General features: G+C 71.2%; 18 protein-coding genes and 1 pseudogene. 12 read left to right on the top strand and 7 right to left on the bottom strand.

Features of this window, described 5'->3' with window-relative positions; translation table 11 throughout:
• Positions 1 to 7: 7 nt before the first annotated feature.
• Genes ACI8AD_RS17280 through ACI8AD_RS17265 form a run of 4 tightly spaced genes read left to right on the top strand, consistent with a single transcriptional unit; the run spans position 8 to position 8,936 of the window.
• Complete coding sequence (locus tag ACI8AD_RS17280; RefSeq protein WP_456871750.1) at positions 8 to 3,385, top strand: Swt1 family HEPN domain-containing protein; 3,378 nt, start codon at positions 8 to 10, stop codon at positions 3,383 to 3,385.
• A gap of 47 nt (positions 3,386 to 3,432) precedes the next feature.
• A complete protein-coding gene (locus ACI8AD_RS17275; protein ID WP_456871757.1) occupies positions 3,433 to 4,902 on the top strand; it encodes an ATP-binding protein in 1,470 nt (489 codons plus the stop codon).
• A gap of 7 nt (positions 4,903 to 4,909) precedes the next feature.
• Positions 4,910 to 5,890 carry a PD-(D/E)XK motif protein gene (locus ACI8AD_RS17270; RefSeq protein ID WP_456871749.1) on the top strand — a complete coding sequence of 327 codons (981 nt, stop codon included), beginning with the start codon at positions 4,910 to 4,912 and terminating at the stop codon, positions 5,888 to 5,890.
• The gene (locus ACI8AD_RS17265; RefSeq protein WP_456871748.1) at positions 5,883 to 8,936 is read left to right on the top strand and encodes a Z1 domain-containing protein; all 3,054 of its coding nucleotides are present in this window, start codon (positions 5,883 to 5,885) and stop codon (positions 8,934 to 8,936) included. Before ACI8AD_RS17270 ends, ACI8AD_RS17265 begins: the two co-directional genes overlap by 8 nt.
• A gap of 590 nt (positions 8,937 to 9,526) precedes the next feature.
• On the opposite strand, the gene ACI8AD_RS17260 is transcribed toward ACI8AD_RS17265, so the two are convergent.
• The 3 genes and pseudogenes from ACI8AD_RS17260 to ACI8AD_RS17250 all read right to left on the bottom strand — a co-directional run bounded on the left by ACI8AD_RS17260 (position 9,527) and on the right by ACI8AD_RS17250 (position 10,670).
• The gene (locus ACI8AD_RS17260; protein WP_456871747.1) at positions 9,527 to 9,847 is read right to left on the bottom strand and encodes a hypothetical protein; all 321 of its coding nucleotides are present in this window, start codon (positions 9,845 to 9,847) and stop codon (positions 9,527 to 9,529) included.
• A 281-nt stretch (positions 9,848 to 10,128) separates the two neighbouring features.
• Positions 10,129 to 10,476: pseudogene (locus ACI8AD_RS17255) on the bottom strand (GGDEF domain-containing protein); the annotation flags it as partial.
• A 5-nt stretch (positions 10,477 to 10,481) separates the two neighbouring features.
• Positions 10,482 to 10,670 carry a hypothetical protein gene (locus tag ACI8AD_RS17250; RefSeq protein ID WP_456871746.1) on the bottom strand — a complete coding sequence of 63 codons (189 nt, stop codon included), beginning with the start codon at positions 10,668 to 10,670 and terminating at the stop codon, positions 10,482 to 10,484.
• Between the two features lie 248 nt (positions 10,671 to 10,918).
• Between ACI8AD_RS17250 and ACI8AD_RS17245 the strand changes: the two genes are divergently transcribed.
• The gene (locus ACI8AD_RS17245) at positions 10,919 to 11,902 is read left to right on the top strand and encodes an NAD(P)H-dependent flavin oxidoreductase (RefSeq protein ID WP_456871745.1); all 984 of its coding nucleotides are present in this window, start codon (positions 10,919 to 10,921) and stop codon (positions 11,900 to 11,902) included.
• A gap of 26 nt (positions 11,903 to 11,928) precedes the next feature.
• Here the strand turns inward: ACI8AD_RS17245 and ACI8AD_RS17240 are convergent, their stop codons facing one another.
• Positions 11,929 to 12,261 (bottom strand): GYD domain-containing protein, encoded by a 333-nt coding sequence (locus ACI8AD_RS17240; RefSeq protein ID WP_456871744.1) that lies wholly within the window; start codon positions 12,259 to 12,261, stop codon positions 11,929 to 11,931.
• Between the two features lie 248 nt (positions 12,262 to 12,509).
• Here ACI8AD_RS17240 and phaZ point away from each other — a divergent pair, with 248 nt between their 5' ends.
• The 4 genes from phaZ (at position 12,510) to ACI8AD_RS17220 (ending at position 17,421) form a co-directional block, all read left to right on the top strand.
• The gene (phaZ, locus tag ACI8AD_RS17235; RefSeq protein WP_456871743.1) at positions 12,510 to 13,745 is read left to right on the top strand and encodes a polyhydroxyalkanoate depolymerase; all 1,236 of its coding nucleotides are present in this window, start codon (positions 12,510 to 12,512) and stop codon (positions 13,743 to 13,745) included.
• 25 nt (positions 13,746 to 13,770) lie between these two features.
• Positions 13,771 to 14,700, top strand: coding sequence for a hypothetical protein (locus tag ACI8AD_RS17230; RefSeq protein WP_456871742.1), 930 nt, complete (start codon positions 13,771 to 13,773; stop codon positions 14,698 to 14,700).
• Between the two features lie 75 nt (positions 14,701 to 14,775).
• Positions 14,776 to 16,320, top strand: coding sequence for an acyl-CoA synthetase (locus ACI8AD_RS17225; protein WP_456871741.1), 1,545 nt, complete (start codon positions 14,776 to 14,778; stop codon positions 16,318 to 16,320).
• Positions 16,321 to 16,797: 477 nt separating this feature from the next.
• A complete protein-coding gene (locus ACI8AD_RS17220) occupies positions 16,798 to 17,421 on the top strand; it encodes a hypothetical protein (protein ID WP_456871740.1) in 624 nt (207 codons plus the stop codon).
• A gap of 12 nt (positions 17,422 to 17,433) precedes the next feature.
• Here the strand turns inward: ACI8AD_RS17220 and ACI8AD_RS17215 are convergent, their stop codons facing one another.
• Both ACI8AD_RS17215 and ACI8AD_RS17210 read right to left on the bottom strand, forming a co-directional pair.
• Positions 17,434 to 17,895 (bottom strand): hypothetical protein, encoded by a 462-nt coding sequence (locus ACI8AD_RS17215; protein WP_456871739.1) that lies wholly within the window; start codon positions 17,893 to 17,895, stop codon positions 17,434 to 17,436.
• Positions 17,886 to 18,473 carry a helix-turn-helix domain-containing protein gene (locus ACI8AD_RS17210; protein ID WP_456871738.1) on the bottom strand — a complete coding sequence of 196 codons (588 nt, stop codon included), beginning with the start codon at positions 18,471 to 18,473 and terminating at the stop codon, positions 17,886 to 17,888. The genes ACI8AD_RS17215 and ACI8AD_RS17210 overlap by 10 nt, the downstream gene beginning before the upstream one ends.
• 8 nt (positions 18,474 to 18,481) lie before the next feature.
• On the opposite strand from ACI8AD_RS17210, the gene ACI8AD_RS17205 reads away from it, so the two are divergent.
• The 3 genes from ACI8AD_RS17205 to ACI8AD_RS17195 are packed head-to-tail and all read left to right on the top strand — an operon-like array spanning position 18,482 to position 20,277.
• A complete protein-coding gene (locus ACI8AD_RS17205) occupies positions 18,482 to 19,291 on the top strand; it encodes an alpha/beta hydrolase (protein WP_456871756.1) in 810 nt (269 codons plus the stop codon).
• 60 nt (positions 19,292 to 19,351) lie between these two features.
• Positions 19,352 to 19,804 (top strand): hypothetical protein, encoded by a 453-nt coding sequence (locus tag ACI8AD_RS17200; RefSeq protein WP_456871737.1) that lies wholly within the window; start codon positions 19,352 to 19,354, stop codon positions 19,802 to 19,804.
• On the top strand, positions 19,801 to 20,277 hold the full coding sequence (locus ACI8AD_RS17195; RefSeq protein ID WP_456871736.1) for a hypothetical protein: 477 nt from the start codon (positions 19,801 to 19,803) through the stop codon (positions 20,275 to 20,277). Before ACI8AD_RS17200 ends, ACI8AD_RS17195 begins: the two co-directional genes overlap by 4 nt.
• Here ACI8AD_RS17195 and ACI8AD_RS17190 read toward each other — a convergent pair.
• Positions 20,274 to 21,533, bottom strand: a complete 1,260-nt coding sequence (locus tag ACI8AD_RS17190; RefSeq protein ID WP_456871735.1) for a diguanylate cyclase domain-containing protein — start codon at positions 21,531 to 21,533, stop codon at positions 20,274 to 20,276. The genes ACI8AD_RS17195 and ACI8AD_RS17190 overlap by 4 nt on opposite strands.
• Positions 21,534 to 21,543 lie beyond the last annotated feature (10 nt).

Below are 21,543 nucleotides of genomic sequence, written 5' to 3'. Positions count from 1 at the left end.
AAGCACGATGGCAACAAGTAATCGCGATCGAGTCGGGCATGCCCTGGAACTGTTGTCCGCCGGGTTGGACCCGTTCATCGCTCGCGCGGTCGCCGAACGGGTCCCCGCGGGCGAGGACTGGACGGCGCTGCTGGCTGTCAAGGACTCCGGAAAGGGGATCGGCGGCAAGACCTACGCGCGAGCCGACGCCCAGAACCAGCTCCGCATCCTCACGGAGACGGTGGTCCCGGGCTGGTTCCCGTTCGATGCCCACCTCTCCCGAGCGGAGAAGTCGCTCGCCAGCGAGCTGCGCGACGTCCGCGACAAATGGGCGCACCAGAAGCCGTTCTCCGCCGACGACACCTACCGAGCGCTGGACACCGCGGAGCGCCTGCTCCGAGCCGCCGGCGCGGTCCCCCATGCGGACCAAACCCGCTCGCTCCGGGTGGACCTCCAGAGGAGGGAGTACGACACCGAGATCGCCCGCGCGGCCCGTACGCACACCGCCGTCGCGGGTTTCGAATCCCAAGGGCTGCCGCCGTGGCGCGACGTACTCACGCCTCACCCCGATGTCGCCGCTGGCCGCTACGCAACGTCGGAGTTCGCCGCGGACCTGCATCAGGTCGCGTTCGGCAACGGCGACGGAACGAACGATGCCGGTGAGGAGTACCGGGATCCCGTCGAGTTCTTCCGTCGGACGTATCTGACCGATGGCCTGAAGGACCTGCTTCGGCGTGCGGCCGCCCGTCTGTCGGGTGACATGGACGCGGATCCGGTCATCAACCTGCAGACCAATTTCGGCGGCGGCAAGACGCACTCGATGCTCGCCGTCTGGCATCTGGTGTCCGGCCATCCGATGGCTGACTACCCGCAGGACGTCCAGGAGCTGCTCGCCGGGGCCGCCGTCGCCGGCGGGCGGAGGGTCGGCCGGGTGGCACTGGCCGGCAACGAGATTGCCCCGAACCTGCCCATCCGTACGGAAGACGGCGTCGAGGTCAACACGCTGTGGGGCGAGCTGGCCTGGCAGCTCGGCGGTCGCGATGCCTATGACATGCTGGCCGACGCCGACCGGACCGGTACGAACCCCGGCGCGGCGCTGAAGAAGTTGCTCGCCGCCCACTCCCCCTGCGTCATCCTCGTCGACGAGTGGGTCGCCTACGCGCGCGGCCTGTACACCCGCGACGACCTGCGCGGTGGCACGTTCGACACCCAGTTCACCTTCGCGCAGACCTTGACGGGTGCTGTCGCCGCCACCCCGGGCGCGCTTCTCCTGGTGTCGATCCCGGCATCCGATGCCCGGGCCGATCACGACGGCCGCGACGCCTCCGACCTCGAGATCGGTGGAGCCCACGGACGCGAGGCACTCGAGCGCCTGCAGAACGTGATCGGACGCACCTCGTACGAGTGGCGGCCAGCGTCCGCGCAGGAGTCCTTCGAGATCGTCCGCCGCCGGCTGTTCGTCGACCCGGACGGCGACAGCAGGACGAAGATCGCCGTCACGGCGCAGCGGTTCGTCGAGTTCTACCGGTCCCACCACGGAGAGTTCCCGAAGGAGACGACGGACAACGACTACGTCGGACGCATCAAGTCCGCGTATCCCATTCACCCCGAGCTGTTCGACCGCCTCTACGAGGACTGGTCCAGCCTGGAGCGCTTCCAGCGCACGCGCGGTGTCCTTCGGCTGATGAGCGCTGTCGTGCACACCCTGAGCAGCAGCGACGACCCGTCAGCGCTGATCATGCCGGGAACCGTTCCGCTCGACTCGGGCGGTGTCCGGAACGAGGTCTCCAAGTACCTCGAGGACAACTGGGCGCCAATTCTGGACGCCGACGTCGACGGGGAGATGTCCACCCCCGTACGCATCGACGCCGACCGTCCCCTGTTCGGCAAGCGTGCGCTCACGCGCCGGATCGCGCGAGCTCTCTTCCTCGGGTCCGCGGCCACCCTGCGCAGTGCGCACAAGGGGATCGAGCGCCAGCGCCTCTTCCTGGGCGTAGCGCAGCCCGGCGACACGGTCGGCAACTTCGGGTCCGCACTCCAGCTGCTGACCGACAACGCCACATACCTCTACAGCGACAGCGAGCGGTACTGGTACGACGTCCAGCCGTCCCTGAACAGGAAGGCCGCCGAGTACGCGGCCGGGCTCACCCCGGAAGACGTCTGGGCGGAGGTCGTGACGCGTATCGCGCGGACCGAGAAGACCCAGCCGGGTCAGTTCACCGCCGTGGAGGTCGCTCCCGAGAGTTCCGCGGAAGTGGCCGAGCCGGAGGGCGTCCGCCTCGTCGTCCTCCACCCCCGCTTCACGCACTCCGGCAAGGGCACGGACTCTGCCGCGTACCGGTTCGTCGACGAACTCATCGCCTCCCGAGGCGCGGCACCACGGGAACGCCGGAACCTGATCGTGGCCCTGGCCGCCGACACGCAGCGCTACGCCGAGCTCGAGTCCGCCGTCCGGAACCACCTGGCGTGGCGCCACCTCGTCGGTCGCATCAGCGAGCTGGATCTCACCCAGCAGCAGGCGTTGGTGGTCCGGCGGCGCTCGGAGGAGACGAACCGCGTCGTCGACCAGCGGGTCCCGACGACCTACATCTGGGTGATGTATCCGGAGCAGCCCGACGGGGCGAAACCGCTGGCCGTCCGAGCACTGAAGGTCGAGGGAACGGAGCACCGTCTCGCCGTTCGGACCTCCGCGCGGCTGATCAAGGAGCAGCTGCTCCTGACCGCGATCGGCGCGCAGAACATCCGCCTCGCGCTGGACAACCCGCTGCGCCGCACCTGGAACGACGGTCGCATCTCCGTCCACGAGCTCTGGGAGTTCTACCAGCGCCACCCGTATCTGGACCGGCTCCGGAATCGTCGCGTGCTAGAGGACGGTATCCGTTCCGCGCTCGACGAGCTGGACTGGGAAGGTGCGGCCTTCGCCCTCGCCGAGAGCTACGACAAGGGGACCGGTGACTTCGGCGGGCTGATCCTGCCGGGCCCCGACGCCCACCTCGCCACTATCACCGACACCACTCTCCTGGTAGCGCCGCACCTGGCAATAGCCCAGCACGAGCGCCAGTCGAGAGAGCCTGGGCCCGAACTGCCGGGCGGAGGGGATGGCCCGCCGCCGGGCGGGGGCGGGCCGTTTCCTCCGACACCCGGGAAGAAGCCGCCGGTAACCACTCCGAACGTGCGCTACCAGGCGCGGCTCGCCGTCAAACCGGACGGGGACCTCGCCGGGAAGCTGCGTGAGGTGGCCGAGGAACTACTCGCGCACCTCGTAGCTGCTGGCCCCGATGCCCTCGACATCACCCTGTCGGTCCGGGCCGAACGCATCGAGGGGTTCGACCAGAAGACGGTCCGGACGGTTACGGAGAACGGGGCCCAGCTCGGGTTCGTCGGCAATCGCTTCGAGGACGGGTGATGTCCGCACTGTCGGCTCCGCGTGCGAGCAGCCTCCGGCCGGTGGAGATGGACCTCGCGCTGGTCAACACCATCGGTCTGCACCACTCGCTCGCCACTGCGGTTGCCGACCTGGTGGACAACTCCTTGGACGCCACGGCCGGGGCGATCCGGGTTCGGTTCCTGCTCGACGGCGTGGCGCCGGTCGCACTGCAAGTCATCGACGACGGGTACGGCATGGACAGCCTGACCATCGACAAGGCCATGACCTATGCGGGACGCCGGGATTACCACGACACCGACCTCGGGCACTTCGGCGTAGGCCTCAAGGCGGCATCGCTGAGCCAAGCCAACACGGTGCTCGTCTACTCCCGCGCCTATGGAGCCAGCGCAGTCGGCCGGATGCTCGTGCGAGAGGGCGACATGTCCTCCCCTCGCGTCGGCGAACTGTCAGCCGGCGACGCCGAGCAGAGCCTCGCCGAGGCCCGCTTCGACTTCGCCGGCGGCAGCGGAACGATCGTCGAGTGGCGGGACGTCCGGACCTTCCCCGCCACCACGGACAAGGGCGAGCAGATGCGCTGGCTGGAAGGAGCCGTGCGCGACGTTCGGAACCACCTGGGGCTGGTCCTCCACAGGCTGCTGGATGGCGAAGGGCCGCGGGTCCTCGTCGACTCGCAGAACATCCGTAACGGGGAGCTCAGTGCCGCCAGAGCCGTCACGCCGATAGATCCGTTCGGATACCGACACTCGGGCGATCCCGACTTCCCCGCCGACCTCCGCCTGGAGATGCCCGACGGTTCGGCGCCGGTGTCCGCGCGTGCTTACGTCTGGCCACCGCGCTCCCAGGACCCCGGCTTCAAGCTCGGGGGGCGTCCAGGGGAGGACGCGCAGGGCTTCTTCGTGTACCGGCGCAACCGTCTCCTCCAAGGAGGAGGCTGGTGCGACCTGTGGGGTCCCCGGCCTGAGTGGGGCCTCGCCCGTGTCGAGCTGGATCTGGGGTCGACCGCAGACGCGCACGTCACGATCAATCCGGAGAAATCCGGGATCACGTTCTCCAGCGACCTGCGTCGCGCATTGGAAAAAGCGACCTGTGCCGGCACAGGTCTCACCTTCACGGAGTACCTGCAGCGCGCGGCCGGCGAGGACAAGCGCAGCCGCCAGCGGCAACGCCGGCCGATCACCGTCGTCGAGCCCAGAGGAGGCCTGCATGCCAGCGTTCTGGACTCCTACCAAGATGCCGTCGAGTTCGACCCGGACGCCGCCCCGATCGATCTGGTGTGGCGCACACTGCCCCCGGACCAGGTGTTCGAGATCGACTTGGACAATGCCGTCCTCGCGCTCAACCTGCGCTACCGCACGGTCCTCGTGGGCCACCCGAGCCTCGACACGGACGACGCTCCGGTGCTCAAGACGCTCTTGCACCTCTTGGCTAATCGATACTTCGACAGCTCCTATCTCGGAGCTAAGGAGAAGCGCGAACTCGATGCCTGGCAGGCCATCCTGCTCGCCGCCGTGCGCGCCCAGGCAGGACTGGAGTAGTCAACCTATGCCCGACGAGGGACGTCACCACCTCACGCCGGAAACCCTGGAGACGTATTTCAGCTCCCACGTCGTCGTCCCCGTGCTCCTGGCCGACTCTCCTGTCTGCCGCCTGCGGATCGACCCCCCGGCCCAGAGTCTCCAGCTGTGGACGCCGGCCACGGGACCCGAGCCGGACGTCACCGCGATGGATCGCGTGTCCGTCCTCACCGAGGACATGGACGACGGCCAGTGGTACGTCCTCGACGTCGATGCCACCGGCGCGCACTACGAGGCTTACTCCCTGCTCGCCGCGGTCGTGGACGATCTGGCCGCCGGGCGCCCCCTACACATCGCAATGGCACGCTCTGTGGATACGTTCCTCGAGCTCCTCGCCAACCGCGGTCGGCTCAGCGAAGAGAAGACCGTCGGTCTCATCGGTGAGCTCCTACTACTGGAGTCGCTGATCGACCAGATCGGCCAGGACTCCGCGCTCCTCGGCTGGCTCGGACCGGACTCCGAAGAGCACGACTTCGTCCTGTCGGATCTCGACGCCGAGGTGAAGACGACGCTCAGCGAGCGGCGTTCTCACGTGATCGGCACGGAGACGCAGCTCCAGCCCAGCCCCCATCGACCGCTGTGGCTGGTCTCCGTTCAGCTCACCCGGGCCGGCGACGCCGTGCAGGGATTTGGCCTACCGGCCGTCATCGGCCGTGTGCGTTCGAGCCTGAACGGCGGGACGGATGCCTTCGCCGGGCACCTCCGGACGCTCGGCTGGAACGACGCCGATGCGGACCTCTACCCGGAGCGGTACCTGCTCCGAACCGCACCCGCCGCGTACCTGGTAGACGACCGATTCCCGGCATTGACCCGACAGCGGATCGACGCCGCGGTTCCTCAGCCAGAACTTGTCAGTGCGGTTTCGTACCGTGTCGACGTCTCGAGCATGCTCCCCGGTACCACGCCGGCCGCCCTCGCCCCATTCGTAGGAGGAAACGACGATGAGTGACGCCTCGGGGCTGGTACCCGCCCTGAAAAGCATGGACGGCGAGGCCCCGTCGGCGCTTCTCGAGACGGTCAACTTCTTCCTCAAGAAGGCGGGCTCGTCGCCCCTCGACGAGCCCGCCCTGGTGGACGGGCTTGCGACGCCGGACGTAAACGACCCAGCGCGCGTGCGATTCCAGCTCCTCATCAGCCGCTGGGACGCCGCCGACGGCGGCGACTGGGTGGGTGAGACCCGCCCGCACGGCACGGAGCGTAGGAAGCTGGTCTACGAACGCCTGGAGTTGAGCGACTCGGTGCGCGAGCGTCTCGACGGCGTGTACCCGAGGGATCCGAGCGCCGTCGTGATCGAGGGCGGCGAGGGTGACTGGGAGCCCTGGTACGGGGCTGAGCGGCAGACCGAGCGCAACTTCTACTGGTCCGCGTACTCGGGCCTCCTCGAGCGCAACGGATGGGAAGCGCAACCTCTCGCTCGCCTCGACACCGCGACGACGGCAGTCGTTCGCAGGCTGGCCGATCCCACCTGGACTGAGCGATACCAGTCGAAAGGCCTCGTCGTCGGCTACGTCCAGAGCGGAAAGACGGCCAACTTCACCGGCGTCGTCGCCAAGGCCATCGATGCCGGCTACCGACTGATCATCGTGCTCACCGGTACGGTCGAGATCCTGCGGAAGCAGACCCAGCGCCGCCTCGACATGGAATTGGTGGGGGTCGAGAACATCCTCGGCGGCATCGACGAGAACAACGCCGCGCAGGTCGCAGAGACTGACTACCACGCGGATCAGGACTGGCTCGACGACCACTTCCTACGTCACAACGTCGCGATCCACACTCTGGACGACGTTCCAACGATCCGCCGACTCAGCACCTTTGATGGCGACTACAAGAGCCTCCAGCAGGGACTGTCGACACTGGACTTCCGCGCAGGGCACGAGTTGGCGGAGAAGGGACGGCCTCTGTACGAACCGGTCAACCTGTTCCGCAGCGCTGTCCGGTTGGCCGTCGTCAAGAAGAACAGCACGGTACTGCAGAAGCTCGTCGACGACCTCGGCAAGATTCACGCCGACCTGGGCGAGATCCCGACGCTGATCATCGACGACGAGGCCGACCAGGCCTCCGTCAACACCAAGAAGCAGAAGAACCCCACGGCCGAGCAGAAAGAACGCACGGCGGTCAACCAGCGCATCTCGGATCTGCTCAAGCTCCTGACCAGGGCTCAGTACGTGGGCTACACCGCCACACCGTTCGCCAACGTCTTCGTCGACCCCGACGACTCCGAGGACATCTTCCCCAAGGACTTCATCGTCAGTCTCGAGCGGCCGGACGGGTACATGGGCGCTTCGGACTTCCACGACCTCGACGTCGACTTCGCCGGCGAGCCCAAAACCATTCACAACTCGAACGAGAAGGCGTTCGTCCGCGATCTCGTGGCCGACACCAACGATGCGCGACTCGAGGAGCTTCAGGCAGCGCTCGATGCCTTCGTGTTGACCGGAGCCATCAAGCTCTACCGGCGAGGGCCGCTCGGCGAGAAGTTTCGGCATCACACGATGCTCGTCCACGAGTCCGTCAAAATGGACGACCACGCGATCCTCGCGGACAAGATCCGCGAACTGTGGAAGCGAGCCGGCTACGACACCCCGGACGGGGTTGCCCGTCTGCGGAGGATGTTCGTTGCCGATTTCTCTCCGGTCTCGAAGGCACTACACCAGCGAGCAGCTTCGGAGGCCGAGCGAGACGGGAAGGCTGTCCCCGCCGAGCTGCCCTTACCGCCTTCGTTCGATGATCTCGTCGCCGGTGATTGGATCGGTAAGGTGCTAGATCTGATCGATACCGGCACATCCCCGGTCATCGTCGTGAACGGGGCGGCGGAGAAGGACTACGCGCAGGACGCCCTCGACTTCCAAGGCAGCGACGTGTGGAAGATCCTCGTGGGCGGCACGAAGCTGAGCCGAGGGTTCACCGTCGAAGGCCTGACGATCTCGTACTACACGCGCCGCACGCAGCAGGCGGACACCCTTATGCAGATGGGGCGCTGGTTCGGCTTCCGCCGCGGGTACCGCGACCTGGTTCGGCTCTACATCGGCCGAAGCGTGCCCGGGCCCAGGAACACGACCATCGACCTCTACGAGGCTTTCGAGGCTGTCGTGCGCGACGAGGAGGACTTCCGCGAGGAGCTCGCTCGTTACGCCGCGATCAACGAGGTCACGGGCCATCCCCAGGTGCGTCCCGAGGACGTCCCGCCCATGGTCTTCCAGCAGTTGCCCTGGCTGAAGCCGACGGCAACGAACAAGATGTACAACGCCGAGCTGACGACGCAAGGGGCCGGCGGCAAGCTTCAGGACTTCTCCCGGCAGCCGGAGCGCGGCAGCGGGCAGCACAACAAGCTGCACTTCGATCTGGTCCAGCCGCTGCTCAACGAGATGGAGGAAGACGGGACCTTCTCCTACCGCGACACCAACGATCAGGTGCGCACCTACGAGTCGCGCTACGGAGTCGTGACGGCGAAGGTACTCAGGGACATCCTGGCCGGCTTTCAGTGGACACCGAACTACAACTTCGGCCCGCACCTCCGGTTCATCGACGACGCCATCAGCGAAGGCACTCTTACGGACTTCGTCGTCCTGCTCCCGTCGCTGGCGAACACCGTCACGCGACCGGTAGGAAGCCGTCCTGAGGATCTGCCGATTCTCAAGCGCGCAAGGCGTGAGCGTGGCGGTTTCTCCGGAAGCTCGTTCCGACAGCGAGCTGCCGTGCAGACGATAGCCGGAAAGCGGTCGACCAAGAATCGCCAGGACCTCGACGAAGAAGGGGGTCCCTTGGCGGTCAGCCTCCACACGCCGACGCGCGGTGCCCTGTTGCTCAGCTTCGCGTTGGACAGCGGTGTTCCGAACGCCTCACCTGTAGGCCTTCCTCCGGGACCCATTGCCGCGGGGGACGTCGCAACCCTCTTCTCATACGCGCTCCCTTACCTCTCCGCCCCCGTCGGCAGGATCGGGTTCAAGACGCGCAAGTCCGGCGCTGGTGCAATCATCAAGCGCAGCTCAAGCTAACGAAGCTTGTCCTTGGCTTGACGGCGGGTGGCTTGACGTCGCGCAGTTGCACCATGACTGCGCGACGTCAACCCTCAGGCTCGGGTCTTGCAGTGACTTGACCCGCGACTAAACCGAGGCAACTCCTGCGGGCGGGTTTCGAAATCTCGATATTTGTAGGACGCTCGTGTCGAGCTTCCGCCGCCGTACATTTCACTGTCCGCCCTCGGGGGCGGCTCGTCTAGCACCCTTCCAATGCAAGCCATTGCCGGACGCTGTTCGCGCCGGAACCAGCACGGACTGCCGTTTCCCCTCCACCAACACAACGGTCGATCGGTGTTCACTACTCCCGCAGCAGCCACCTACACCCGGTACCACTTCCCCAACTTCCCACATCGCGCGGCCGGTGCAGAGTGGGTAGCCGTGGTTGACCAATTCAACGTCCTCCGCGCGTCGTCAGCTGCCCGTACCGCACTCCGATGCAACCTGGCCCATGACGACGCCGACCGGTCAAGCATCGCCCAACAGTGCAATACGGCCAACTACGAATGTCAGGAGGATGGAGGCGCGCCTTCCGAGGCTGCCCGGAAGTTGCTGGAAAGGGACGCCAGTCACAGTCGGTCGATCCAGGTCGCTTCAGCGCGGTCGTCCCAAGCCGATCCGCCGCTCCTCTGCGGCGTTGCCACGGAAGCGAGCGACGACAGGACCCGCAGCGCCTCCGCACGCGTCAGCGACCGCAACGACTCGACGGGTCGGTCGACGATGGCTTCGATCGCCTGTTGGCGCTCGGCCATCGTCGTCAGGCCAAGGGTGGTGAGCGCTGTCCTGATGTCATTGACCAGCCAGTCGGCGATAGGAGCCTCGGTCGGAACCGCCTGAACCGGCTCCTCCGGGGATGCGTCGCCGCCGAACAAGGAGAGCTCGCCTGACACGAGGCGATGCTAGGTGGTCACGCCGGGGATCCCGCTCAACGGCCAAACACTCAAGGACGTGGAGGAGGTGGCGGCGAACCGACGGAGCCGGCGGCGACCGAGCCAGCCGGCTGAGTGCGCCAGGCAAAGCTACGGCCGCGTCTGCGCCGCTGCAGGCTGGGTGACAGCCGTCCAAGCCCACGGCACCCTCATGACTTCGTCGCGGACGTCGCCTCTCGCCACCGGGATGGCTCCGGATTGGCAACCACAAGGCGGGTCGGCTCGAACGCCAAGTTGCGGCCTCAGCGCAATCTCGGCTGCTCCCGGAGTCGACCATGCAGGACGCCGCGGCCGCGCTCCCTGGCGCCGTACATCGCCCGGTCCGCCAGCGAGAGAACCTCGTCAAGCATCGTTCCAGGTGAGGCCATCGCCAGCCCGATGGAGGCCGACACCCGAACTATCCGCCGTCCCACCTCGACCTCGTCCACCCGGACTGCAGCCAACCCGTGACCGATGGCCTCTGCCGTCGCCGCGTCCACCCCGGGTAGGACCGCCACGAACTCGTCCCCGCCCAGTCGGCCGACCACGGCCCCCGGCAGCTCCCGCTTCACGTGCCGGCGCAGCCGGACGGCGAGCCGAACGAGCAGCTGGTCCCTTACCGCGTGCCCGCAGCGGTCGTTGACCTCCTTGAACCGGTCGACGTCGACGAACTACACCGCTCCCCGACGGCCCGCGCCGCCCGGCCGGTGCCGAACAGGGGGCTGCGGTTGGCCAGCCCGGTCAGCGGGTCCTGCCGCACCGAGCGCAGCAGCGCCTGCTGCCAGCCGTCGGCCCGGATCGCCACCGCGGTCAGCCGGTCCAGCGTCTCCCGCGACGGCGTAGAGGTCGGACGCCTCTGCGTGCCCCCCGGCAGCCGGTACCTCGCAATCCCGGCCGAGCGAACTGGTTGCCGACGGTGGACGAGTACGACAGGCGTCGGAGGGCAGCGTCCGCACGCGTCGACGGGAGGTGCAGCCCTCCCGTGGGTCCAATCCTGATGAAGAGTCCGATGGACGCCTTGACGGCGCCGGCTGGCGGCGGGACCGTCCCGCCGTGCGGACGCGCTTCACCGAGCTGGTCGGCTGCACGGTGCCGGTCCAGCAGGCGCCGATGGGACCGGTGTCCCCGCCGGACCTCGCCGTGGCGGTCGCCGACGCCGGCGGCGTCGGCACCGTCACCGCGCTCGGCACCCCGCCGGAGGCGCTGCTGCGCCGGGTCGACAGCATGCGCGAGCGGACCCAGGGGGCGCTGGCGGTCAACGTCCTCACCACGGACGTCGACGACGGCCTGCTCGCCGACCTCGCCCGGAGAGTGCGGCTGGTCGACTTCTTCTGGCTCGACCCGTCCCCCCGTCAGATTGGGATCGCCCACGAGGCCGGCGCGCTCGTGAACTGGCAGGTCGGGTCGCTCACCGAGGCGCGCGCCGCCGTGGACGCCGGCTGCGACCTCGTCACCGTGCAGGGCATCGAGGCCGGTGGCCACGTCCGCGGCCGCGAGCCGCTGCTCCCACTGCTCAGGAAGGTGCTCGACGCCGTCGACGTCCCCGTCCTCGCGGCCGGCGGCATCAGCGACGGGCGGGCGCTCGCCGCCGTCCTGAAAGCCGGGGCCGACGGCGCCCGCATCGGCACGGGGTTCATCGCGACGACGGAGTCCGGCGCCCACCCGGCGTACAGGCAGGCCGTTGTCGACGCCACCGGCGACTGCACCGAGATCACCGGCGCCTTCGCCACCGACTGCCCGCTGTGCGCCACCAGCGCCCGGGCGCGGGTGCTGCGCCGCGCGGTCGAGCGGCTCGCCGAGATCGACGACGACGTCGTCGCCCGGGTGGGCCGCGGCCGCATGCCCGTGTGGTGCGGCTCCGGGATCCCGCCGATGGCCGGCGCCGAGGGCCACGTCGACGCCATGGCCATGTACGCCGGCGCCGGCGTCGGCGCAGTCACCGAGGTCAAGCCGGCCGCCGACGTCGTGGCCGAGCTGGTCGCGCACCTCGAACGGCACGACGGCGCCGATGCCGCTCCGGATGGCCTACAGGCGTAGCGGCGGGCGCGGGCGGACCCGGCCGCTCAGGTGCCGGGTGCACGGAAGACGGCGCGGCCGGTGCGCACCTTCCCCAGGATCGACTGCAGCTGGTCCTGGTCGAACAGCTGGTGGGTGCCCAGCGTGCGCACCGTGCCGGTGCTGGCCGAGGTGAGCGTCACCGCCTCCGCGGTCTCGGCGTCCGGCGCCTCGAGGACCACCATGCCGTCGGCCTCGCCGAGCATCCAGTACAGGGCCTCCAACCGCGCCCCCACGGCCTCGGCCGACGCCCGCACCGCGGCGGTGCGGTCACCGGGCTGCTGCACCAGCCGGTCCCACGTGTCCGGCAGGTAGGCGAAGAAGATGACGAACTTCGGCACGGCGTCCACCTCGTCCCGGGTTGTCGGGCCGCCGATTGCACCAGCGGTCCCCCCGCGGCAGACCGACGCGGACCGCGGCCCCCGGGTCGGCCGAGCGCGCCCGGACACGCCGCAGCAGGACGGGCACCGTCCGCCGTGCCAGCGACGCGCCGCCGACACTCTGATCACCGCGCCACCGTCCCCGGTTGCGGTTACGTTTCCGCAGGGTGACACACGTCACTCCACCGCCCACAGGGACAGGCAGGCCGATGCTCTACACCGCCTACGAGCTCAACCGCCGCGCGGGCGCCCCCGCGGTCGCCGCGACGGCGCTCACCGCCCGGGCGCTGCACGCCCTGCCGGGCCCGCTCGCCACGAACCCCGCCGTCCGGCACGCCCGCGCCGCCTGCGAGATCCTCGCCAAGGCGCGCCCCACCCACGACCGCCCCGCCTACGGCATCGACACCGTGCGGGTCGACGGCCGCGACGCCGACGTCGTCGAGCGCAACGCCATGACCACGCCGTTCGGCACCCTGCTGAACTTCGCCAAGCCGGACGTGCCCGGCCAGCCCCGCGTGCTCGTCGTCGGCCCGATGTCCGGCCACTTCACCACGCTCATCCGGCCGACCATCCGCACGCTGCTGAGCGACCACGACGTCTACGTCATGGACTGGCACAACGCCCGCGACATCCCCACCGCCCACGGGCGCTTCGGCCTTGACGAGTACATCGCGCACGTCATGGACGCGCTGCGGCACCTCGGCCCCGGCAGCCACGTCGTCGCCGTCTGCCAGCCCGCCGTCCCCGTGCTGGCCGCCGTCGCGCTGCTCGCCGCCGACGACGACCCCGCCCAGCCGGCCAGCCTCACCCTCATGGCCGGGCCCATCGACACCCGCATCAACCCCAACCGCGTCAACACCGCAGCCGCCACCAAGCCGCTCGAGTGGTTCGAGCGGCGGCTCATCGACACCGTCCCCCGCCGGTACGCCGGCGCCGGGCGGCGGGTCTACCCCGGCGTCGTGCAGCTGACGGCGTTCATGTCGATGAACCCGCGGCGGCACTGGGGCGCGCACGCGCAGATGTACCGCGACCTGGTGCGCGGCGACACCGCCGCGGCCGCGGCCACCCAGGCCTTCTACGACGAGTACGGCGCGGTCATGGACGTCCCGGCCGAGTTCTACCTGGAGACGGTCGACCGGATCTTCATGCGGCACGAGCTGCCCCGCGGCCGGCTCACCTGGCAGGGCCGGCGCGTCGACCCCGGCGCCATCCGGCGCACCGCGCTGCTCACCGTCGAGGGCGCCAACGACGACATCTGCTCCCCCGGCCAGACCGAGGCCGCCCACCGGCTGTGCACCGGCATCCCGGCCGAGCGCAAGCGCCACCACCTGCAGCACGGCGTGGGGCACTACGGCGTCTTCAGCGGCTCCCGCTGGGAGGCCGAGATCGCCCCCGTCGTCCGGGAGTTCATCGCGTCGGCCGACCGGGTCCCCGCCGCACACTGACCGGCGCGCCGCCGTCGCGCTCGCCGTGCTGCTCGCGGCCGGCTGCACGGGCGGCGTCGACCCGCACGTTCCCCGGGTCCTGGACACCGTCGACCTCGACGCCGCCGTCGGCACCGACGTCGTCGTCCACGACCTCGCCGGCCCCCTCGTGCTCGTCGGCGACGACGACCGGCGCTGGCTGGTCCCCCTCGACGGCGGCGCCCCGACCGCCGTCGACCCGGGCGGCGAGCTGGTCGTCACCGGCGACGGGCCACCGCTCGTCGTCGGCACCGCGCTGACGCCGGTCGGCGGCGCCGCCCTCCCGCTGCCGATCGACGGACCGCCCACCGCCGCCCTCCTCGACGGCGACGCGCTCGTCCTCGCCCGCGGCACCCGGCTGGCCGCCGTCGACCCCGCAACCGGCGCCGCCCTGGCCACCGCGGAGGCGCCCGCCCCGGTCACCCACCTGGCCCGCGCCCCCGGCGGCGGCCTGCTCGCGCTGGCCGACGACCCGGACGACGGCGTCCTGCTGCTGCGCCTCACCCCCGACCTGCAGCCGGACGGCGACCCCGTCACGGTCGTCCCGGAGCTAGTGGGCACGCCCACCGCGCTGCAGGTGACGGACGACGGCACCGTCGTCGTCGCCGCCCACGTCAACGTGGCGCGGGACGCCGGGCGGCTGGTCACCGTCGCCGGCGGCCGGGTGCGGACCGTCGCCGAGCTGGAGGGCACCGACGCCACCGCCCTCGACGTCGCCGTCGTCGGCCGGACCGCCTACCTGGTGCTGTCGGCGTCGTACCACCCGGCCGAGCTGACGGCGGTCGACGTCGGCACCGGCGAGCGCACCGGCGTCGTCGGGCTGTGCGACGGCGCCGGCGCCTTCGGGGCCCTCGCGGCGGACGGCGCCACGCTGACCGTCGTCGGCTCCTGCCTCGACACCGACGGGCCGACGACCACCGCCTTCGTCCTGGGCTGACCGGGCCGTCCGCCTCTGTCGGCGCCGTCGCCGTCGGCGCCAGGATCCGGACCCACCCGAACGGAGGCCAGCGCCGTGTACCTCACCCAGGGTCTGCACCGCCACGTCCAACAGCGACCGGACGACGTCGCCACCGTCTGCGCCGGCCGCACCCGCACCCACGCGGAGTCGGTCGACCGGATCGCGCGGTTCGCCGGGGCCCTCCAGCGGCTCGGCATCCGCGACGGCGAGCGCGCGGCGATCCTGTCGCTGAACTCCGACCGCTTCCACGAGTTCCTCGCCGCGACGCTGTGGGCCGGCGGCGTCGTCGTGCCGGTCAACATCCGGTGGAGCGTGCCGGAGATCGCGGAGTCCCTGGACGAAGTGGACGCGCAGGTCCTCGTCGTCGACGACCTGTTCGCCGGGCACGTCGAGGGCATCCGGGCGGCCCACCCGGCGCTGCGGGAGGTCGTCCACACCGGCGACGGCCCCACGCCCGACGGCATGCTGTCCTTCGAGCAGCTGGTCGCCGACACCGAGCCGGTCGAGGACGCCCGCCGCGGCGGGGACGAGCTCGCCGGCGTCTTCTACACCGGCGGCACCACCGGCCGGTCCAAGGGCGTGATGCTCAGCCACGAGAACCTGCTGACGTCGTCCATGGGTGGGCTGGCCACCGAGCACTTCACCCGCGACGGCGTCCTGCTGCACGCCGCGCCGATGTTCCACCTCGCGGCCTTCTCCACCTGGGTCAGCGGCGGCGTGCTCGGCGGCACGCAGGTGATGATCCCGGTGTTCGACCCGGTCGCGGTGCTCACCGCCGTGCAGGAGCACGCCATCACCGACCTGCTCCTGGTGCCCACGATGATCCAGCTGGTGGCCGACCACCCGCGGGTCGACGAGTTCGACCTGACCAGCGTCCGCCGGGTGATGTACGGCGCCTCACCCATGTCCGACGCGCTGCTCGGCCGGGCGGTGAAGACGCTGCCCAACGCCCGCTTCATGCAGGCCTACGGCATGACCGAACTCGCGCCCGTCGCGACCCTGCTGACGGCCGAGGAGCACGAGGACCCGCGGCACCGGCGCTCCGTCGGCCGCGCCGCCCCGCACGCCGAGGTGCGCGTGGTCGGCCCGGACGACGCCGAGCTGCCGCGCGGCGAGGTCGGCGAGATCGTCGTCCGCGGCGGCCACCTGATGCTCGGCTACTGGAACCGGCCGGAGGAGACCGCCGAGGCGCTGCGCGGCGGCTGGATGCACACCGGCGACGCCGGGCGGATGGACGACGAGGGCTACGTGTACCTCACCGACCGCATCAAGGACATGATCATCTCCGGTGGGGAGAACGTGTACTCCGTCGAGGTGGAGAGCGTCGTCGCCCAGCACCCGGCGGTGGCCACGTGCGCCGTCATCGGCGTCCCCGACGAGACCTGGGGCGAGCGCGTGCACGCCGTCGTCGTCCCGGCGTCCGGTGCCACGGTGACGCTGGAGGAGCTGCACGACTTCTGCGAGCAGCGCATCGCCGGCTACAAGGTGCCGCGGTCGATGGAGCTGGTCGACGCGCTGCCGCTGTCGGCCGCCGGGAAGGTGCTCAAGCGGACACTGCGCGAGCCGTACTGGGCCGGGCAGGAGCGCGCCGTCCACTGACGCGCCTGCTCGGCCGGCGTCCTCAGGTGCCGGTGCGCGCGGCCGCCGATCCCGGCCAGCCGGGGCCGGGCAAGCTGCCGCGCCGCGACGACGCCCGGTCGGCTCCCCCACCCGCGACGACCCGCAACGGCGCCGTGTGCGGCCGCCTCGGACGGGGCGGCAGGTTGTCGCGGCACCACCGCTCGCAGTCGGCCAGCAGGTTCCCTGTGGACGGCGCGCGGAGAGGCCTACCGGAGGACGTGCCGGACAACGCTGCGGGCTCCCTGGACGAGACGACGGTCGCGGGGTCCTCGATCCGGCACGGGCGCGCGGCGAGGACGACCGGCTCACGCTAGGCCACGACGCCCGTCCGGCCGTGGCACGAGCGCCCCGGCGCGCCCCCGCTCCGTTCCCCTGGCCCCGCCCGGACGGGACCGGCAGAGTGGGCCGCGCGGCGGCGCCGCAGGGGCGTCCCGTCTCATCGCGAGGAGCGGCGGCATGCACGCACGGTCGACCAGCATCCGGGGCAACCCCGCCCACCTCGACGCCGCCATCGGCTACGTGCGCGACGAAGTGCTCCCGGCGTCCGAGCGGGCGGAGGGCTGCGTCGGCCTCTCGCTGCTCGCCGACCGCGGAGCCGGCCGCTGCATCGTCGCCACCGCCTGGCAGGACGAGCGGGCCATGCGGGCGACCGCCGCGGAGGACCGCACCGTCCAGCACCGCCTGCTGCACACCCTCGGCGGCGAGCACGCCGACGTCCAGGAGTGGGAGATCGCCGTCCTGCACCGGGACCGCCCGGCCGGGGACGGCGCCGGCGCGCAGGTCACCTGGGCCCGCATCGCGCCCAACCACCTCGACGACCTGCTCGACGCCTACCGGGACAACCTGCTGCCCAAGCTCCGCGAGCTCCCCGGTTTCTGCAGCGTCAGCATGCTGGTCGACCGGCGCGCCGCCCGGACCGTCAGCGTCACGAGCTTCGAGAACCGCGACGCCGCGGGGCTGGTGCGCCGGCACGCCCGCTCCCTGCGCGAGCAGTTCGCCCAGGCCATGGGCGCCAAGATCGTCGACGTCGCCGAGATGGACCTCGTCCTCGCCCACCTGCGGGTCCCCGAGACCGTCTGACCGGTCCCCGGGTCAGGCGTCCCCGCGAACACGAGTCCGGCCGGCGCGGAACAGGGTCGTGGCCGTGGCTGCGGCCGCGGTCGCCGCCGCCGCCGTGATCGGCTGGGCGTTGTAGCGCTGCCGGTTGCGGTCCCGACGCATGCGGTCGTAGTGCTGGGACACGGCGTTCTCCGGTGGGGTGTCGAAGATCGCCGCCAGGAACCGGCCGAGGGCGTCGTGCTGGCCAGGGCCGTGCCTGGTGCGGAAGCCGTACGCCGCGAGCATGGCCTCGCCGACGTCGTGGGCGGCGTCGTAGGCGAGGTTGTAGCGGTTCTGTGCGTGCACGACGTTCGGCAGATCGCTCAGCGCCGTCTCCGCCTGGTCCAGGAACGCCGCACACCGCTGCTCGTCGACGGGGACCCGCTCGAGCCGGTGCTGTGCCACGAGGTCCTCGACGGCGCGCTGCTGGGCCGATGTGAGGGGTGTCACCGCCACGGCAGGTCCCCGAGGACCGGCACGACCGGGCTGCGCCGGACCTGGGCGAGGAAGCCGCTGTGCCGCTCGAGCTCGTCCGGAGTCATGATCGTCGCGTTCACCTCGCGGCCGACCTGGTCGCCGACGCGCTGACACACCTCGTAGACGGCCATGGGGTCGGGAGTGCCGACCACCATGAGGTCGATGTCGTTCGGCGCCTCACCGGGTTCGCCGCGCATCCGGGCGGCGAACGAGCCGTAGAGGAACGCCGCGTGCACGCCGGCGACGGCGCCCAGCTCGGCGGCCAGGAGCGGGACCGGGCCTGCAGAGACCAGCAGCAGGTCCCGGACCGGCCGGGTCAGCGGGGATCCGGGGTTGGGCCGGACGAACCTGGCCTGACCGACCCGCCGCTCGGAGAGCAGCCCGGCCTCGAGCAGCCGGCGCACCTCGCGGTGGACCGTGCCGTACGCCAGCCCGGCCCTCGTGGCCAGCTCGTTGAGGTTGAGCTCGTCCTCCGTCGACAGGAACAGCTCCGCCAGCAGTCGCGCCTGTCCGTCCGAGCGGAACAGTGGCGCGACCAGCGGCGGGGCAGTTCTCACAATGATGGATACTACTCTCCACTATTGAGAGGTCAAGTTCGGCGGACGTCCTGGACGACTTCGCCGAGCACTTCGCCGCCGGTGGGCTCGGCGTGCTGGTCTACGACAACCGCAACCTGGGCGGGTCCGACGGCGAGCCGCGCGGGGAGATCGACCCGTGGCAGCAGGTCCGCAACTACCGGACGGCGATCACCTGGGCGCAGACCCAGCCGTGGTGCGACCCCGACCGCATCGGGATCTGGGGGTCCTCGTACTCCGGTGGCCACGTGCTCGTCGTCGGGGCGATCGACCGCCGCGTGAAGTGCGTCGTCTCCCAGGTGCCCCTGGTGAGCGGGCTGGCCAACGCGCGGCGGCTGATCCGCGCCGACCAGTTCGCCGACCTGCGGGCGGTGTTCGACGCCGACCGCGCCGCCCGCTACGCGGGCAAGCCGCCGGAGATGATGCAGGTGACCTGGGAGAAGGACCCGGCCGAGGTGTGCGCGCTGCCCACCGCCGACACCTCGGAGTTCTTCTTCGGCCCGATCCAGGAGCGGGCGAGCACCTGGCGCAACGAGGTCACGCTGCGCTCGGTGGAGATGTTCGTCGAGTACGAGCCCGGCGCCTACATCGCCGACATCGCGCCGACCCCGCTCATGGTGGTGGTGGCCGCGCAGGACCACCTCACCGTCGCCGACCTCACCCTCGAGTACTACGAGCGGGCCCGGCACCCGAAGGAGCTGCTCGTGCTGCCGGTCGGCCACTTCGAGGCCTACACCGGCGAGGCGTTCGCGCGCTCGGCGCCCGCGCAGCTGGACTGGTTCCGCCGACACCTGACCTGACCGTCGGCGGCCTGTGGAAAACCCGGGGGCGCGTCCTCCGGGGCTGCCACGGTGGGCCGCGTGACCACACCTGCGCTCGCCGACGTCCCCGTCCGTTCCTCCCAGGCGCTGACCCGCCGCTGGGTCTCCCTGCTCACCCCGCTGACCTCCGTCCGCCGCAGCCTCTGGTTGACCTGGCTGGGCGCCGACGGCCGGCAGTCCCCGGTCGTGCTCCCCGTGGACGACGTCCCGGTCGAGCCCGACCGGGGACTGCTGAGCAGGGTGCTCGACGTCCACGCCGAGGTGGGCACCCACCTCACCGGTGACGGCGCCCACCTGGCCCTGGCGCTGTGCCGTCCCGGCGAGCCGGTCGAGACCGACGACGACGGCGAGTGGGTGGGCGCCCTGCACGAGGTCCTCGACGGCGCGCTCGACGGCACCTGGAGCCTGCACCTGGCCGCCGGAGGCCGGGTCGAGCCGCTGGTCGACGTGCCGTCCTCCTTCCTGCTGCGGGCCGGGGACAGCCGGCGGTGACGGCGCCGGACGGCTGGTCCCCCGGCCCGGGCGACTGGATCGTCGACCCGCACGCCCGCACCGGGCGCTCCCCCGCCCTCGCGGTCGCCGGCGCGGTGCTGCTCGCGCTGCTGCTCGCCGCGGCCGGCGTCCTCACCCACCGCGCCCTCGCCCCCGACCCGGACCCGGACCCGCCACTGCAGGCGGTCGAGGAGCACCCGGCCGTCCAGCGCCCCGACTGGCTGCTCTCGTGGCGGCAGCTGTGCGCCGCCACCCAGCGGCAACCGGAGGCAGCCGACCGGCCCGTCCGCATCGAGGACGCCGTCGAGGCCCTGGTCGAGCAGTACGACGCCGGCTACACCGTCTCGGTCGGGGAGGTCCGCCGGACCTCGTCGCAGACCTGGGCCGTCGACGTCGAGATCGGCCGCGACGGCGACACCCACCACGTGGACCTGCTCGTCGTGGACGACGGCGGTGGCTCCCGCGGGTGCTAGCTCGCCAGGCCCTCGGGCTCGACGACGTGCAGCACGCCGCGGCCGCGCTCCTTCGCGCCGTACATCGCGCGGTCGGCCAGGGAGAGGACCTCGTCGAGCCTCGCCCCCGGCGCGGCCATCGCCAGCCCGATGCTGGCCGACACCCGCACGGTGCGCCGTCCGACGTCGACCTCGTCGACCAGCGCGGCGGCCAGCCCGTGCCCGAGCGCCTCGGCGGTGGCCGCGTCGACCCCGGGCAGGACAGCGACGAACTCGTCCCCGCCGAGGCGGCCGACCACGGCACCCGGCAGCTCCCGCTCCACGTGCCGGCGCAGCCGCTCGGCCAGCCGGACCAGCAGCGCGTCGCCCACCGCGTGTCCGCCGCGGTCGTTGACCTCCTTGAACCGGTCGACGTCGACGAACAGCACAGCACCGCCGGGCGCCAGCGCCACCCGGCCGGTGTCGAGCAGGTGGCTGCGGTTGGCCAGCCCGGTCAGCGGGTCCTGCCGGGCCGAGCGCAGCAGCGCCTGCCGCCACCCGTCGGCCCGGCTGGCCACCGCGGTCAGCCGGTCGACGGCCTCCTGCAGCCGCACCCGCTGGGCGGCGTCGGCGTCGGCAGCCGCTGCCGCCACCGCGTCGGCCAGCACCTCCAGCACCTCCGCCAGCGGCAGCCCGGCCGCCACCGCCTCCAGCACGCGGCCCTGCACACCCAGCAGCTCGCCGTCCCACCGGTGCGCGGCCACCTGCCGCCGCAGCGACAGCACGCCGCGCACCAGCCGGACCTGGATCTCGAGCACCTCCTGCTCGGCCGGCGTGTACTCGCGCGGGACGTCGTCGACGACGGCCAGCGCGCCGAGCACGAAGCCGTCCTCGTCGACCAGCGGCACCCCGAGGTAGGAGCGGATCACGCCTGCGGCCACCGCCGGGGTGTGCCGGAACACCGGGTGGGCCAGCGCGTCGGGCACCTGCAGCGGCGCCCGCAGCGCCACCACGTACGCGCAGAACGACTCCTCGTCGCGCACGTGCGAGTACGGCACGTCGACGCCGCGCTCGGCCGGGTAGCACTGCTCGTCGGTGCCGACCAGGTTGATCAGCGCGATCGGCGCGTCCACCGTCCGCGCCGCGTAGGACACCACCGCGTCGAGGTCAGCGATCCCGGCGTGCCCCGGCATCCGGTAGCTGGCGAGGGCGGCGAGCCGTCCGGCGTCGGCGACGGCGGGACGCGGGTCGGGCAGCACCGACGTGGACGGGCGGGGCGTCGGGACGGCGGCGCTCACGTGTAGTGAC

Source organism: Geodermatophilus sp. SYSU D00766 (genome assembly GCF_054049915.1).
This window is presented reverse-complemented; position numbering and strand designations above follow the sequence as displayed.

What these genes read in the sequence shown, in the direction of transcription:
- ACI8AD_RS17280 (WP_456871750.1), top strand. Translation starts at nt 8, where the DNA reads ATGGCAACAAGTAATCGCGATCGAGTCGGGCATGCCCTGGAACTGTTG.
- ACI8AD_RS17220 (WP_456871740.1), top strand. Translation starts at nt 16,798, where the DNA reads ATGCACGCACGGTCGACCAGCATCCGGGGCAACCCCGCCCACCTCGAC.
- phaZ (WP_456871743.1), top strand. Translation starts at nt 12,510, where the DNA reads ATGCTCTACACCGCCTACGAGCTCAACCGCCGCGCGGGCGCCCCCGCG.
- ACI8AD_RS17265 (WP_456871748.1), top strand. Translation starts at nt 5,883, where the DNA reads ATGAGTGACGCCTCGGGGCTGGTACCCGCCCTGAAAAGCATGGACGGC.
- ACI8AD_RS17270 (WP_456871749.1), top strand. Translation starts at nt 4,910, where the DNA reads ATGCCCGACGAGGGACGTCACCACCTCACGCCGGAAACCCTGGAGACG.
- ACI8AD_RS17275 (WP_456871757.1), top strand. Translation starts at nt 3,433, where the DNA reads ATGGACCTCGCGCTGGTCAACACCATCGGTCTGCACCACTCGCTCGCC.